This window comes from Mesorhizobium sp. M0292, assembly GCF_040321695.1.
Taxonomy (GTDB): domain Bacteria; phylum Pseudomonadota; class Alphaproteobacteria; order Rhizobiales; family Rhizobiaceae; genus Mesorhizobium.
Map to the genome: position 1 here is coordinate 31,904 of NZ_JAMYSB010000018.1, position 14,673 is coordinate 46,576.

Annotated in this window: 17 protein-coding genes; 6 read left to right on the forward strand and 11 right to left on the reverse strand. The window is 63.3% G+C overall.

The window, feature by feature from the left end; translation table 11 throughout:
* Positions 1–1,539 (reverse strand): histidine ammonia-lyase, encoded by a 1,539-nt coding sequence (hutH, locus tag NKI96_RS23825; RefSeq protein ID WP_023736403.1) that lies wholly within the window; start codon positions 1,537–1,539, stop codon positions 1–3.
* Positions 1,536–2,771, reverse strand: coding sequence for an imidazolonepropionase (gene hutI, locus NKI96_RS23830; RefSeq protein ID WP_023816261.1), 1,236 nt, complete (start codon positions 2,769–2,771; stop codon positions 1,536–1,538). Before hutI ends, hutH begins: the two co-directional genes overlap by 4 nt.
* Positions 2,772–2,859: 88 nt before the next feature.
* Here hutI and NKI96_RS23835 point away from each other — a divergent pair, with 88 nt between their 5' ends.
* The gene (locus NKI96_RS23835; protein WP_352463665.1) at positions 2,860–4,212 is read left to right on the forward strand and encodes a formimidoylglutamate deiminase; all 1,353 of its coding nucleotides are present in this window, start codon (positions 2,860–2,862) and stop codon (positions 4,210–4,212) included.
* Complete coding sequence (hutC, locus tag NKI96_RS23840) at positions 4,209–4,949, forward strand: histidine utilization transcriptional repressor HutC (protein WP_023724862.1); 741 nt, start codon at positions 4,209–4,211, stop codon at positions 4,947–4,949. Before NKI96_RS23835 ends, hutC begins: the two co-directional genes overlap by 4 nt.
* 122 nt (positions 4,950–5,071) lie before the next feature.
* Here hutC and NKI96_RS23845 read toward each other — a convergent pair whose 3' ends face one another.
* On the reverse strand, positions 5,072–5,416 hold the full coding sequence (locus NKI96_RS23845; RefSeq protein WP_023672906.1) for a RidA family protein: 345 nt from the start codon (positions 5,414–5,416) through the stop codon (positions 5,072–5,074).
* A gap of 207 nt (positions 5,417–5,623) precedes the next feature.
* Between NKI96_RS23845 and NKI96_RS23850 the strand changes: the two genes are divergently transcribed.
* Positions 5,624–5,962, forward strand: a complete 339-nt coding sequence (locus tag NKI96_RS23850) for a protein tyrosine phosphatase family protein (RefSeq protein WP_352497314.1) — start codon at positions 5,624–5,626, stop codon at positions 5,960–5,962.
* A 219-nt stretch (positions 5,963–6,181) separates the two neighbouring features.
* Here the strand turns inward: NKI96_RS23850 and NKI96_RS23855 are convergent, their stop codons facing one another.
* A complete protein-coding gene (locus NKI96_RS23855; protein WP_023715237.1) occupies positions 6,182–6,649 on the reverse strand; it encodes an Lrp/AsnC family transcriptional regulator in 468 nt (155 codons plus the stop codon).
* 139 nt (positions 6,650–6,788) lie between these two features.
* On the opposite strand from NKI96_RS23855, the gene hppD reads away from it, so the two are divergent.
* On the forward strand, positions 6,789–7,904 hold the full coding sequence (gene hppD / locus NKI96_RS23860) for a 4-hydroxyphenylpyruvate dioxygenase (RefSeq protein ID WP_352806481.1): 1,116 nt from the start codon (positions 6,789–6,791) through the stop codon (positions 7,902–7,904).
* Positions 7,905–7,967: 63 nt separating this feature from the next.
* Positions 7,968–8,192 (forward strand): type II toxin-antitoxin system Phd/YefM family antitoxin, encoded by a 225-nt coding sequence (locus NKI96_RS23865; RefSeq protein ID WP_023672910.1) that lies wholly within the window; start codon positions 7,968–7,970, stop codon positions 8,190–8,192.
* 3 nt (positions 8,193–8,195) lie between these two features.
* Here the strand turns inward: NKI96_RS23865 and NKI96_RS23870 are convergent, their stop codons facing one another.
* Genes NKI96_RS23870 through hmgA form a run of 5 tightly spaced genes read right to left on the reverse strand, consistent with a single transcriptional unit; the run spans position 8,196 to position 12,260 of the window.
* A complete protein-coding gene (locus tag NKI96_RS23870) occupies positions 8,196–8,732 on the reverse strand; it encodes a DinB family protein (protein ID WP_023672911.1) in 537 nt (178 codons plus the stop codon).
* A complete protein-coding gene (locus NKI96_RS23875) occupies positions 8,729–9,025 on the reverse strand; it encodes a hypothetical protein (RefSeq protein WP_023672912.1) in 297 nt (98 codons plus the stop codon). Before NKI96_RS23875 ends, NKI96_RS23870 begins: the two co-directional genes overlap by 4 nt.
* 13 nt (positions 9,026–9,038) lie before the next feature.
* On the reverse strand, positions 9,039–10,052 hold the full coding sequence (locus NKI96_RS23880) for a fumarylacetoacetate hydrolase family protein (protein WP_352806485.1): 1,014 nt from the start codon (positions 10,050–10,052) through the stop codon (positions 9,039–9,041).
* Positions 10,049–10,936: an MBL fold metallo-hydrolase gene (locus NKI96_RS23885; protein WP_023672914.1), complete on the reverse strand. Its 888-nt coding sequence runs from the start codon at positions 10,934–10,936 to the stop codon at positions 10,049–10,051. The genes NKI96_RS23880 and NKI96_RS23885 overlap by 4 nt, the downstream gene beginning before the upstream one ends.
* A gap of 10 nt (positions 10,937–10,946) precedes the next feature.
* A complete protein-coding gene (hmgA, locus tag NKI96_RS23890; protein ID WP_031215466.1) occupies positions 10,947–12,260 on the reverse strand; it encodes a homogentisate 1,2-dioxygenase in 1,314 nt (437 codons plus the stop codon).
* Between the two features lie 123 nt (positions 12,261–12,383).
* On the opposite strand from hmgA, the gene NKI96_RS23895 reads away from it, so the two are divergent.
* Positions 12,384–12,827 (forward strand): MarR family winged helix-turn-helix transcriptional regulator, encoded by a 444-nt coding sequence (locus NKI96_RS23895; protein ID WP_023753725.1) that lies wholly within the window; start codon positions 12,384–12,386, stop codon positions 12,825–12,827.
* Between the two features lie 31 nt (positions 12,828–12,858).
* Here NKI96_RS23895 and NKI96_RS23900 read toward each other — a convergent pair whose 3' ends face one another.
* Entirely contained in the window at positions 12,859–13,482 is a 624-nt protein-coding gene (locus NKI96_RS23900; RefSeq protein ID WP_023672917.1) for a DUF4304 domain-containing protein, read from the reverse strand.
* An 18-nt stretch (positions 13,483–13,500) separates the two neighbouring features.
* On the reverse strand, positions 13,501–14,535 hold the full coding sequence (gene tdh / locus NKI96_RS23905; RefSeq protein WP_023672918.1) for an L-threonine 3-dehydrogenase: 1,035 nt from the start codon (positions 14,533–14,535) through the stop codon (positions 13,501–13,503).
* Between the last annotated feature and the right edge of the window lie 138 nt (positions 14,536–14,673).

The following is a 14,673-nucleotide window of genomic DNA, read 5'->3' on the forward strand; positions in this document are numbered from 1 at the left end:
TCAGACTCCCGAGATCGAAGGCAATGTCACCGCGCTCGCAGCCTTGATGGCAGCGCCGCTGCGCACCATGGCGATGGCTTTTTCCATGTCAGGGTGGAAATGCCGGTCATTGTCGAGATGCGGCACCTCGGCGCGGACCAGCTTGCGAACCGCTTCCAGAGCTGCACTCGACGCCAGCGGCGCATGGAAATCGCAGCCTTGCGCGGCGGCCAGGAGTTCGATGCCGATGACGGCCGTGGCGTTTTCGATCATGCCGATCAGCCGGCGAGCGCCGTGTGCGGCCATCGAGACATGGTCTTCCTGGTTGGCCGAGGTCGGGATGGAATCGACACTTGCCGGATAGGCCTTCTGCTTGTTCTCAGAGACGAGCGCCGCCGCCGTCACCTGCGGGATCATGAAGCCGGAGTTCAGGCCGGGCTTCGGCGTCAGGAAGGCCGGCATGCCGGACAGCGCGGGGTCTACCAGCATGGCGATGCGGCGCTCCGACAGCGAGCCGATCTCGCAGACGGCAAGCGCGATCATGTCGGCAGCGAAAGCCACCGGCTCGGCGTGGAAATTGCCGCCGGACAGCGCAGTATCGTCCTCGGCGAAGATCAGCGGATTGTCGGTGACGCCATTGGCCTCGGTGCCGAGCGTATCGGCGACCTGGCGCAGCACGTTGAGCGCCGCACCCATCACCTGCGGCTGGCAGCGCAGGCAGTACGGATCCTGCACGCGCTCATCGCCGACGCGGTGCGATTCACGAATGGCGCTGCCGGCCATCAGGTTGCGCAGCGCTTCCGCCGTCTCGATCTGGCCGGGATGTTTGCGCAGGAGATGGATGCGCCGATCGAAGGGCGCGTCCGAGCCCTTGGCAGCGTCGGTCGACAGCGCCCCGGCGACCAGCGCCGACTGATACAGCACTTCGGCCTCGAACAGAGCGGCCAGCGCGTAGGCGGTGGAAAACTGCGTGCCGTTGAGCAGCGCCAGACCTTCCTTGGCGCCGAGCGTCACGGGCTCCAGGCCGTGCGAGACGAAAGCGACCTTGGCCGGGAAGCGGCCATGCGGTGTAAAGCATTCGCCGACGCCGATCATCACCGCCGTCATGTGCGACAGCGGCGCGAGATCGCCGGAGGCGCCGACCGAGCCCTGCGCCGGCACCATGGGGATGACGTCGTTGGCCAGCATCGCTTCCAGCAACTCGATGGTTTGCGGCCGTACGCCCGACGCGCCCTGCGCAAGGCTGGCGAGCTTCAGCGCCATCATCAGCCGAACCACCGAAACCGGCATCGGCTCGCCGACACCGGCGGCATGCGACAAAACGATGTTGCGTTGCAGGGTCTCTAGATCCTCGGCCGGAATGCGGACGCTGGCCAGTTTGCCGAAGCCGGTGTTGATGCCGTAGACCGGCTCACCCTTGGCGACGATGCGGGCGACTGCCTCGGCGCTGGCCTTGATTTTTGGCCGGCAGGAGGCGTCGAGCTTCGGCATGGCGCCACGATAGATAGCGCGCCAGTCGGCCAGCGTCGCATTGCCGGGCTTCAGGTTAAGTTCGGTCATTGTCCTCTCCAGATGCGGGCATGGAGCGGGTTGAAGCCCATGCGGTAGACGAGTTCGGCCGGACGCTCGATGTCCCAGATCGCCAGGTCGGCGGATTTTCCTGCCTCAAGCGTGCCGGTCTTGCCAAGCAGCCCAAGCGCGCGGGCAGCCTCGCGAGTGGTGCCGGCCAGGCATTCCTCGACGGTCAGGCCGAAAAGTGTCGCTGCCATGTTCATGGTCAGCAACAGCGAGGTCAGCGGCGACGTCCCGGGATTGTTGTCGGTGGCGACCGCCATCTTGACGCCGTGCTGGCGGAACAGGCCGACCGGCGGCTTCTTGGTTTCGCGGATGAAATAGTAGGCGCCGGGCAGGATGGTCGCCACGGTGCCGGCCTTGGCCATCGCTGCGGCGCCGGCCTCGTCGGTGTATTCGAGATGGTCGGCCGACAGCGCGCCATAGCGGGCGGCGAGTTCGGCGCCATGCAGGTTGGACAACTGGTCGGCATGGAGTTTGACCGGCAGGCCAAGCGCCTTGGCCTTGTCGAAGACGCGGGCAATCTGTTCCGGCGAAAAGGCAATGCCCTCGCAAAAGCCGTCGACGGCGTCAGCCAGGCCCTCGGCGGCGATTCCGGGGAGGATGGTGTTGGCGACGAGATCGACAAAAGCGTCCTTGTCGCCTTTTGCTTCCGGCGGCAGCGCATGCGCGCCGAGGAAGGTGGTGCGGACCGTGACCGGGCGTTGCTTGTCCAGCTGCCGCGCGGCGCGAAGCGACTTCTGTTCATGTTCGAGATCGAGCCCGTAACCCGACTTTACCTCTACCGTGGTGACGCCCTCGGCCATCAGCGCATCGAGGCGTGGCAGCGTCTGCGCAACCAGTGCGTCTTCGCTCGCGGCACGCAGGGATTTGACCGAGGAGACGATGCCGCCGCCGGCACGGGCGACTTCTTCATAGGTGGCGCCGGCCAGCCGCATCTCGAACTCGTTGGCACGGTTGCCGGCATGGACGAGATGGGTGTGGCAGTCGATCAGGCCGGGCGTGATCCAGCGGCCTTCGCAATCGGTAGTCTCGCCGCCCTGAGCCAACGCTGACGGCATGTCGGCTTCCGGGCCGGCATAGACGATGATGCCGTCACGGGAGACGATCGCGCCCTTTTCGACGATGCCAAGTCCGGCAACGCCTTCGGCCATGGTTGCCAGGCGCGCATCACGCCAAAGCTGAAGGCCCCCTGCCCGGCTTTTGTCTTGTGCCGCCATCATCTTTTTCCGTTGCTTGGATGGCGATTATGTATATACATATTGAAACGCGCTGCAAGTGCATTGTTTATGGAATTCGGAGAAAAACGTGACGGCGATCTTTGCGGAACAGGCGCTGCTGACCGATGGCTGGCATGACAAGGTGCGGATCGTCGTCACGGACGGTCGCATCGCAACCGTCGAAGTCGACACGTCGCCGCGGAGCGGTGACGAACGCCACGCCATTCTGGTCCCCGGCATGCCGAACCTGCACAGCCACGCCTTCCAGCGCGGCATGGCCGGGCTTGCCGAACTGCGCGGTCCCTCCGCCGACAGCTTCTGGAGCTGGCGCGAGGTGATGTACCGCTTCGCGCTGTCGATGACGCCGGACCAGGTCGAGGCGGTCGCCGCACAGCTTTACGTCGAGATGCTGGAGGCCGGGTTCTCGCGCGTCGGCGAGTTTCATTATCTCCACCACGATCGCGACGGAACACCCTATTCCAACCTGGCCGAGATGGCGGAGCGGATCGCCGCCGCTGCCAACGAAACAGGGATCAGCCTGACGCTGCTGCCGGTATTTTATGCCCATTCCTCCTTCGGCGGCGCTGCGCCCAACGAAGGCCAGCGGCGATTCATCAACGATGTGAATCGGTTCGAACGCTTGCTTGAGAAAAGCCGCGAATCGGTTCGTGCGTTGAATCAGGCTGTCGTCGGCGTCGCCCCGCACAGCCTGCGCGCCGCGGCGCCGGAGGAACTCAGCGCTGTTGCCGCCATTGCGCCGGACGGACCGATCCACATCCATGTCGCCGAGCAGGTGAAGGAGGTCGAGGATTGCCTGGCGTGGTCGGGTGCGCGACCGGTCGAATGGCTGCTCGCCAATGCCGGGATCGACAAGCGTTGGTGCCTGATTCACGCCACCCACATGACCGAGGCTGAGACATCCGGCATGGCCAGAAGCGGCGCCATTGCCGGGCTTTGCCCGATCACCGAGGCCAATCTCGGCGACGGCACCTTTTCAGCACCTCTGTTCATCGAACATGGCGGCCGCTTCGGCGTCGGCTCGGATTCCAACGTGCTGATCGGCCTGCCGGATGAATTGCGCCAGCTCGAATATTCGCAGCGCCTCGCACACCGCGCCCGCAATGTGCTGGCGGTGGCCGGCGGCTCGACCGGGCGGGCTCTGTTCGACGCCGCCCTCGATGGCGGCAGCACCGCACTCGGCGCCGGCCCGTCGCGGATCGCCGCCGGCGCCGCGGCTGATTTCGTCTCCCTCGACGAAAACCATCCTTCGCTGGCCGGAAAAAGTGGCGATGCGATCCTCGACGCCTGGATCTTTGCCAATGGCGGCAAGGTCGATTGCGTCTGGGTGCACGGAAAAAAACAAGTCAGCGGCGGCCGGCATGCAGCGCGTGAGACGATCGCCGAGCGCTTTCGCCATGTGATGACGGCGCTTTCGGCATGAGCATATCAGAGACAGCGGCGGTGGAAGGCGGCGGTTCGCTGCACCAGCGCATCCTGTCCGACATCAGCGAGAAAATAATGTCCGGCGCCTGGGCGCCGGGTCACCGCATCCCGTTCGAGCACGAGTTGACGGCCGAATACAATTGCTCGCGCATGACGGTGAACAAGGCGCTGTCGCAGCTGGCCAAGGCCGGGCTGATAGAGCGCCGCCGCCGTTCGGGCAGCTTTGTCCGCCAGCCGCAGTCGCAGGCCGCGGTGCTGGAAATCCACGACATCAGGATCGAGGTTGAGTCGCTTGGCCTGGCTTATCGTTACGAGCGCTTGGCGCGGCAGAAAAGGCGCAGCAGCGCCGAGGATCGCGCCTTGCTGGAACTGGACGCAGCCGGACAAGTGCTGGCGCTCGAATGCCGGCATTTTGCCGGCAAGCGGCCGTTCGCGCACGAACAGCGGCTGATCAATCTCGCCGCCGTCGCGGAAGCCGCCGAGGAGGAGTTTCTCGACATCGCCCCCGGCCCTTGGCTGATCGGCCGCGTGCCATGGAGCGAGGCAGAGCACCGTATCCGCGCGGTCGCGGCCGACAGACATATTGCCGAAGCGCTCGACATCGCAACCGGCGCGCCCTGCCTGGTGGTCGAGCGCCGAACCTGGAGCGCCGAGCACCCGGTGACGCAGGTGAGGTTCACCTACGCCGCGGAGAGCCACACGCTGGTGGCGCGGTTCAGGCCTTCGCAGGGGTAGCTCCTTTACCCTCCCCCTTGTGGGGAGGGTCGCTGCGAAGCAGCGGGGTGGGGGTCGGCGCCAGCCCCCCGCCCGGACCTTCGGTCCGACCTCCCCACAAGGGGGAGGTAGAAGGCTGCACTTTAAATCGCCGCCGTAACGATAATCTCGACAGTGTATTCCGGCCCTGCAAGCTTGGCCTCACCCGTGGCGCGGGCGGGCGTGTTGCCTTGCGGGACCCACTTGTCCCATTCCTTGTTCATCTCGGCGAAGGTGCCCATATCGGCCAGCCAGATGATCGCCTGCAGGATCTTGGTCTTGTCGGTGCCGGCCTTGGCCAGCAGTTCGTCGATAGATGCGAGGATCGACCTGGTCTGCTCGCCAACGCTGGCGCCGGGCGTTCCGACCTGGCCGGCGAGATAGACGGTGTTGCCGTGGATGACGATCTGGCTCATGCGCGGGCCAACATCGATGCGACGAATGCTCATGGGATGGTTCCTTCGTTTGTCGGTGCGCCTGTTTAGAGTCGCTGCCGCCTCCGGGCAAGGCCAACAGCGCGAAACCTCTTGAGCCTGGGTTGGATCTGGGGCCGCAAATGTCTATCTGCGCCGAGGGATTTCTTTCCGGCGCGGATTGCCGACCTCGTGTGAGAGTGGCAAGACTTCGCGCCAAACCAGATTGCGAGGATGAGAGCCATGGAATATCGCGAAATCAGCGAGGACTATTCGGTCTCGGGCCAGATCCAGCCCGAAGATGCCGCCGCCATCAAGGAAGCCGGTTTCAAGAGCGTGATCTGCAACCGGCCGGATGACGAGCAGCCCGACCAGCCTACGGCCGACAGCGTCAAGGCGGCGGTCGAAGCCGCGGGGCTGGCCTTCCGCTACATCCCGGTGACCAGCGGCCAGATCACAGCCGAGAATGTCGAAGATCAGGCCGAAGCGCTCGACGCGCTCGAAGGCCCGGTGTTTGCCTATTGCCGCTCCGGCGCGCGCTGCACCAATCTCTACGGGCTGATTCAGCAGTCCAAGGGGTGAGCATCCTGAGGCGCTGGCGATCCCTCACACCCCCCTCTGTCCTGCCGGACATCTCCCCCGCAAGGGGGGAGATCGGATGTCGCCTTCGCTCTTCGCCAATCGCCGACGTTGCAGGATGAGCGCTGGACAAAGCTGCTGATCTCCTCCTTGCGGGGGAGATGGCCGGCAGGCCAGAGAGGGGTGCTGTCCCGCCGACGTATCAACTGAAACTCTCTCAAACTAGATCGGTAGCGCGCCGGTCTCCTTCAGCGTCTCCAACACGATCGCCGTCTTCACATGCTGCACGGATTCGTGCGGCAGGAGCACACCGTTGACGAATTCCGACAATGATTTCAGATCGGGCGTCACCACCTTCAAGATATAATCCATCTCGCCGGTCAGCGCGTGCGCCTCCTGCACCTCCGGCAGCCGCGCCAGCAGCTCGCCGAAGCGCCTGGCATTGTCGCGGTTATGGGTGGCGAGCGTCACCGAGATGACATTGACCAGCGAGAATCCAAGCTTGTCGCGGTCGAGCACGGCCCGATAGCCCTTGATGAAGCCGTCTTCCTCCAGCCGCTGGCGGCGGCGCGAGCATTGCGATGCCGACAGGTTCACGCGTTCCGAGAGGTCGTTGTTGGTAAGCCGCGCGTCGCCCTGCAAGAGAGCCATTATCTTGCGGTCGAATTGGTCTATGCGCGCGTCATCCATGGATTTATCCCCAATCATGCATGAATTACGCACGAGATGATCATTTCAAGCGTTTGAATGCAAGCACCGTGCGGCCGCTCCGCGCTATCATGCGTCATCTTGTGGTCCGATGCGGCCACCATCCGTTTGGAGGAATGCCATGGGTCCCTTCCCGCACGACGCACCGCCCGCCAAGATCAGCAAGGAAAACCCCGCCGGCACCGACGGTTTCGAGTTCGTCGAGTTCGCCCATGCGGAGCCGCAGAAGCTCGCCGAGCTGTTCACCCGCATGGGCTATGTCGCGGTGGCCAAGCATCGCACGAAGGACATCACCGTCTGGCGCCAAGGCGACATCAACTATGTGGTCAATGCCGAGCCCGGCTCGCATGCGATGAAATTCGTCGACAAGCACGGCCCCTGCGCCGCCTCGATGGCCTGGCGCGTGGTCGATGCAAAGCATGCGTTCGAGCATGCGGTATCGAAAGGCGCCACGCCCTACGACGGCAACGACAAGGCGCTCGACGTGCCGGCCATTGTCGGCATTGGCGGCTCGCTGCTCTATTTCATCGAAGCCTATGGCAAGAAGGGCTCGGCCTGTGATGCCGAGTTCGAGTGGCTGGGCGAGCGCGACCCGCGGCCGCAAGGCGTCGGCTTCTATTTCCTCGACCACCTCACCCACAATGTCTATCGCGGCCAGATGGACAAATGGTGGGACTTTTATCGCGAACTGTTCGGCTTCAAGCAGATCCATTTCTTCGACATCGACGGCAAGATCACCGGCCTGGTCAGCCGCGCCATCACCTCGCCCTGCGGCAAGATCCGTATCCCGCTGAACGAGTCCAAGGACAACACCAGCCAGATCGCCGAGTATCTGAAGAAATACAATGGCGAGGGCATCCAGCACATCGCCGTCGGCACCGACGACATCTACGCCGCCACCGACAAGCTTGCCGACAACGGGCTGAAGTTCATGCCCGGTCCGCCGGGGACCTATTACGACATGTCGTACAACAGGGTGAACGGGCATGACGAGCCGATCGAGCGGATGAAGAAGCACGGCATCCTGATCGACGGCGAAGGCGTGGTCGACGGCGGCATGACCAAGATCCTGCTGCAGATATTCTCCAAGACGGTGATCGGCCCGATCTTCTTCGAATTCATCCAGCGCAAGGGCGACGAAGGCTTTGGCGAAGGCAATTTCCGCGCGCTGTTCGAATCGATCGAACAGGACCAGATCAAGCGCGGCGTGATCAAGGTGGACGGGAAAGCGGCCTGAAACCGTAAGCTTGTTTGCGGCTCGATCGGCTTTGATCTAAATTTCGATCACAAGGGTCAAGCCGTGAACGTCTCCATAACCGAAGCAAAGGCCAAACTATCGGAACTCGTCGGCCGCGCGGAGGCCGGCGAGGAGATAGTCATCACTCATCACGGCAAGATCGCGGCGCGGCTCGTGCCACCAGTTCGAGAAGACTTGTTGTCGCGCATAGGTGCCCTGAAGGGCAAGATTTGGATTTCTGACGATTTCGACAAACTCGGCCCTGAATGGAACGAGTACACCAGATAAAGGTCAGAGGCCCAGCCGCACGACCTCTTCCCTCCTCACCTTCAAATCATAATCGAGCAAGAACTCGTCCAGTTGCGGCGGCGCGACTGACGTGCCGGAGAGCATCGCGTGCACCTGGCCGCGATGGTGGATGTCGTGCAGGAAGACATGGGCGAGAATGTCGCCGATTTTTTCGGGGATCATGCCATCCTCGCGCCGGTCGGTGATGACCTGACGGTCGAGATCCGCCTCCGACAGCTTCTCGCAAAAGGCGATCAGGCGTCGATCTGCTGCGACCTGGGCGGCAAACAGCGCCTGCGGCACATCGAACGGCACGTAGTCGTCATAGGCGGCCGCACCGACGCCGCCTTCTTCGAGAAAATCGAGATAGAGATGATCGACCGCAAGGATGTGGTTGAGCGTTGCCTTGATCGACGGGAAGAAGTTGGTGCGTTCGGCTTCGAATTCGCCGGGGTTTAGCTGCAGCACGGCGCGATAGAGCCGGTCGTTCGACCAGAGATTGTTGCCGGCCATGCGGCTGAAATGCTCGAGCAGGGTCACGCGTTCATTCGTCTGATCAGGCCAATGCCTGCCGCCATCACCGCGAAGCCGGCGACGACGATCAGCAGCAGCCGGTTCATGCGCCGGCGCATGGCCTGTGTCTCCTCGTCGCGCGCCACGTTGGTGTTGGTGATGGTGTGAAACATCATCGCCTTGCGCGGGTAGCCACTGTGATTGGTCAGATCGGGCGAGCGCGCCTCGATGCGGTAGCTCAGCCGGATCGCCTGGATGAAGACCACCAGAATGGCCAACGCCCAGACGACGGCCAGCAGGTAGAACGCCTCGCCCGTCATTGCATTGCCCCTCTTATGCCTGGGACTTCTCGACCTTCTGCTCGATGGCGCCGAAGATCGAGTTTCCGCTTTTATTCTTCATCTCGATACGCACTGTATCGCCAAAGCGCAGGAACGGCGTCTTGGGCTCGCCAGACTCAATGGTCTCGATCATGCGCAGTTCAGCGATGCAGGAATAGCCGGCGCCGCCGGCCGCCACCGGTTTGCCCGGCCCGCCATCCAGCTTGTTGGAGACGGTGCCGGAGCCGATGATGGTGCCGGCAACCAGCGGCCGTGTCTTTGCGGCATGGGCAATCAGCGCCGGGAAGTCGAAGGTCATGTCGACGCCGGCATTGGCACGGCCGAACGGCTTGCCGTTGACGTCGGCGAGCAGAGGCAGGTTGACCTTGCCGCCATCCCAGGCGTCGCCGAGTTCGTCCGGCGTCACCGCCACCGGCGAAAAAGCCGAGGACGGCTTCGACTGGAAGAAGCCAAACCCCTTGGCGAGCTCGGGTCCGGTGAGCGCGCGCAACGTCACATCATTGACCAGCATGACCAGCCGGATGGCGGCGCGCGCCTGGTCGAGGCTGGCGCCCATCGGCACATCGTCGACGATGACGGAGACTTCCGCCTCCATGTCGATGCCGAAGGCTTCGTCCGCCGTGCGGATCGGCTCGCGCGGCGCGATGAAGGAATCCGAGCCACCCTGGTAGATCAGCGGATCGGTCCAGAAGCTTGCCGGCATCTCGGCGCCGCGGGCTTTGCGCACCAGCTCGACGTGGTTCACATAGGCAGAACCATCGGCCCATTGATAGGCGCGCGGCAGCGGCGAATGGGCGTCATGCTCATGGAAGCGTGCCGACGGCACCGCATTGTTCTCCAGCGATTCGGCGATCGTCGCCAGGTGCGGCAAAATCCGCTGCCAGTCGTCGAGTGCCGCCTGCAGCGTGCGCGCCAGGAACGAGGCGTCGGTGAAGCGCGTCAGGTCGCGCGAGACGACGACAAGCTTTCCGTCGCGCGTCCCGTCCCTCAATGTGGCAAGCTTCATGCGGTTTCCTCTCCTGATGCGGCTTTGGCGCCGTCTAAGTTCACAACAAGGCCGTCGCGGGCAATCGTCAAGTCACCCGCCCACGATTTCCTGACGGCCGCCTCCCAGTCGGCCTCGCCGATCGCGGCATCATCGGCCGGAATGAGGTGGTTGAGCACCAGCCTCTTCACCCCGGCATCGCTGGCGATGCGACCTGCCTGCTCGGCAAATGAGTGGCTGGCAAGCAGATGCTCTTTCAGCCGCGCCCCGTTGCCGGTCCTGGCGACCAGCCGCTCGATGCCTTCTTCCAGCATGGCCTCATGGACGAGAATGTCGGCATTTCGGGCAAAGCCTGCGAGCGGCGGAAAGAAGGCTGTGTCGGCCGAGAAGACGATGCTTTTGCCAGCGTGGTCGAAACGCAGCGCGAAACAGTCCGTGACCGGCGGATGGTCGACGCGCAGTGCCGAGACCTTCAGGCCGCGCTGCGCAAAAATCTCGCCCTCGCCGAATTCCACGATCGAAGCCATTTCGCGAATGTCCGGCCTGCCCTCATCGACGATGCGAATTTCAATGTCGAACTCCATCGCCTGGCAGAAGCGGCGCCAGTACTGGCCGGTGCCGGGCGGTCCGAACAGCGTCACCGGGCTGGCGAGGCCGGCGGTCCAGGCGGTGTGGAGCAACGGACCCAGTTCCAGCACATGGTCGGAATGCAGATGGGTGATGAAGACCAGGTCGAGCGCCTTCAGGCTGACGGCGGAATCGACCAGGCCGCGCGTGACGCCGAGCCCGCAATCGACGACGATGGTTCGCCCGCCCAGTTCCAGCAGCGACGAACTCGGCCACGGCCCGCCCGGCCGCAGCGCCGGGCCGCCCTTGGAGCCGAGAAGCACCAGCCGGTCGTTCATCGGGCTGATCTCAAGACCAGTCGCCCTCCGGCGTGCCGTTGAAACGCTTCTTCAGATCGGTCCAGCAATCGATGTAATTGTCCTGCCTTGTTTCAAGCTCGGCGCCGTAGCGGGTGAGCATTTGCGGGAATCGGGTCTCGAACATGAAGGCCATGGTGTTGTCGAGCTTGACCGGTTTCAGCTCGGAGCGCGAGGCCTTTTCGAAGCCAGGCGCGTCTGGGCCGTGGGCCAGCATCAGATTGTGCAGGCTGATGCCGCCGGGCACGAAACCTTCCTCCTTGGCGTCATACTGGCCGTGGATCAGGCCCATGAACTCGCTCATGATGTTGCGGTGGTACCAGGGCGGCCGGAACGTATCCTCCGCCACCAGCCAGCGCGGCGGAAAGATGACGAAGTCGATGTTGGCAGTGCCTTCCTCGCCGCTCGGCGCCGTCAGCACGGTGAAGATCGACGGATCGGGATGGTCGAACAGGATGGCGCCGACCGGAGAAAACGTCGCCAGATCATACTTGTAGGGCGCGTAGTTGCCGTGCCAGGCGACGACGTCGAGCGGCGAATGGCCAATCTCGGTGACATGGAAATTGCCGCACCATTTCACCGTCAGCCGGCACGGCGTCTCCTTCTCCTCAAACCAGGCGCAGGGCGTCTTGAAGTCGCGCGGATTGGCGAGGCAATTGGCGCCGATCGGACCGCGGTCGGGCAGCGTCAGCTTGGCACCATAGTTTTCGCAGACATAGCCGCGCACTTCCTTGTCGATGAGCTCGACCTTGAACACCAGCCCGCGCGGCAAAACGGCGATCTCGCCGGGCCGCAGCTCGATGACGCCCATCTCGGTGACGAAGCGCAAGGCGCCGACCTGGGGGACGACCAGCAACTCGCCGTCGGCGTTGAAGAAATGATCGTCGACCATCGAGCGGTTGGCGACATAGACATGCGCCGCCATGCCGCTTTGGCCCAGCACGTCGCCGGCGGTGGTGATGGTGCGCATCCCTTGAATGAAATCGGTCGGCTCCTTCGGCATCGGCACCGGGTTCCAGCGGTACTGGCCGAGCGCCAGCTCGTGGTCGCCGACATTGGGAGCGGTCTTCCACAGGGGATAGCTCGCCGCCTTGAAGCGGCCGGTGTGTTTTACGCTCGGCCGGATGCGGTAGAGCCAGGAGCGCTCATTGGTGCCGCGCGGGGCGGTGAAGGGCGAGCCCGAGAGCTGCTCGGCATAAAGTCCGTAAGCCGGCCGCTGCGGGGAATTGCGCCCTTGCGGCAGCGAGCCGGGCAGCGTTTCGGTCTCAAAATCATTGCCGAAGCCCGGCATGTAGGAAAATTCCATCCGATCCTCCCTGATCCCGACCGCCGCGAAGCGCGGCCTGCCGGCGATGTTGACCAAACTGGTTTCATTTGTAACCATCGAAAATGTAACTATCAACGGGCGAATGCCGCATCCATGGTGCAGATGGAACCGGAGATTCTGGAACTCGAAAGCTTCCTGCCTTACCGGCTGTACCGGCTGGCCGATGCCGTCAGCCGAGAATTTTCAAAAATCTACCGCGACCGTCACGGTCTGACGCGGCCGGAATGGCGCACACTCTCTGGGCTCGGACAGCGCGGCACGATGACCGCGACGGCGCTCGGCGAGCAGTCGGCCATGCACAAGACCAAGGTTTCGCGGGCGGTGGCGGAGCTTGAGCGGCGGCGCTGGCTGACGCGCACGCCGGACGAGAATGATCGGCGTGTGGAGCGTTTGGCGCTGACCAAGGCGGGACTGGCCGCCTATCGCGAGATGGTGCCGCTGGCGAAAGCCTTTGAACGGCAGTTGCTGGCGAGGCTTGGTACGGAAGAGCGGGCGGCGATTGTGAATGGGGTGGCGGCGCTGGAGGCAAAACTCACCTTGGGTTGAGATCTTCCCATAAGTTCGACCGTCGCTGAAATCAGATCGCGAATGCGGCAGGCAACGCCCCTAGACCGTAATAGGCGCGTTCGGCTTCAATGAAGCCTCTGACACGGCTTCGAAATGCCACCGGATCATCAATGTAGGCTAGAAGCGCCTGCGCTTGCGAAGCCGCGTGTCTTTGAGCGCTTTCAAACAGTCGCCTTGCCGTTTCAAAACCACCGGCCAAACCAGCCGCCACCCCGGCGTGGAAGGCCGCCCACTCGCCGTAGGCGCCCGGCTGCAATTCACTCACGAGGATTTTCGCTGTCGCCTGGACGGAAGGGAACATCGATCGGTGAACCTGATCGATTTCGACGACCTTCTTGGCCATTTGATCAACCGCGAGAAGAAACTGTGGCGGGCTCTCGAACGGAACGAACTGTCCAATGCGCTCAACGCGATCGAAGGTAATCGTTTCCGGAAGCGAACCCCAGAGCCAGTGGACTGCTACGTTAAGGTAAGTGCCCTTGGACCAGGAACTGGGCTGGAACTCGACTACACTTAGCCAGAAGCCGCGATCGGCGATCCAGATTCGGGACTGCCCTTTGCGTCGAAATCCGGCCGGCTTCAGTACGAGCTTTGCCTGCGAGGCAATGATACGACCGTGCTCATTGTCCGCCATCTTGCACCCACACGTGCCTCACCAATCCATCACCACCTTGCCCGAACTGCCGCTCCGCATCGCGTCAAACCCCGTCTGGAAATCGTCGATCCCAATGCGGTGCGTAATCAGACCCGACACATCCAGCGGCCCCTGCACCAGGGCGATCATCTTGTACCAAGTCTCGAACATTTCGCGGCCGTAGATGCCCTTCAAGTGCAGCATCTTGAAGATGACCTTGTTCCAGTCGATTTCGAAGCCGGTCGGCGCGATGCCCAGAATGGCGATCTTGCCGCCATTGTTCATGGTGTCGATCATGTCGCGAAAGGCGGGCGCGGCGCCCGACATTTCGAGGCCGACGTCAAAACCCTCGGTCATGCCCAGCGCCGGCATAACGTCGCGCAGTTTTTCCTTCGAGGCATCGACGACATGCTGGACGCCGAGCTTTTTGGCCAGCGCCAGCCGCACCGGGTTGATGTCGGTGATGACGACTTTTCGCGCCCCCACACATTGGGCAACGAGCGCGCCCATGATGCCGATCGGCCCGGCGCCGGTGACCAGAACGTCTTCACCGACCAGGTCGAAGGACAGAGCGGTGTGGACGGCATTGCCCAGGGGATCGAAGATCGCGGCGATCTCGTCGGGCACATCGTCGGGGATCGGCACGACATTGTGCTGCGGGATCGCCAGATATTCGCCGAAGGCGCCGGGGCGGTTGACGCCGACGCCGAGCGTGTTACGGCAGAGATGCCCCCTGCCGGCGCGGCAATTGCGGCAATGGCCGCAGACGATGTGACCTTCGCCGGAGACACGCTGGCCGACCTTGTATTCGGTGACCGCAGCGCCGAAATCGGCCACCGTGCCGACGAATTCATGGCCGGTCACCATCGGCACCGGCACGGTCTTCTGCGCCCACTGGTCCCAATTGTAGATGTGGACGTCGGTGCCGCAGATCGCCGTCTTCTTGACCTTGATCAGCACGTCGTTGGGGCCGATCTCCGGCACCGGCACCTCTTCCATCCAGATGCCCGGTTCAGCCTTGGCCTTCACCAGCGCCTTCATCATGTTCGACATGCTACAACTCCTTACCCTCCCCCTTGTGGGGAGGGTGGCCCGAAGGGCCGGGTGGGGGTCAAAAACTGGCGGAGGTCGTGACCCTGCAGACCCCCACCCCGCCTCCCGCCCGCTTGCTTCGCAAGCGGTCGAAAGTCG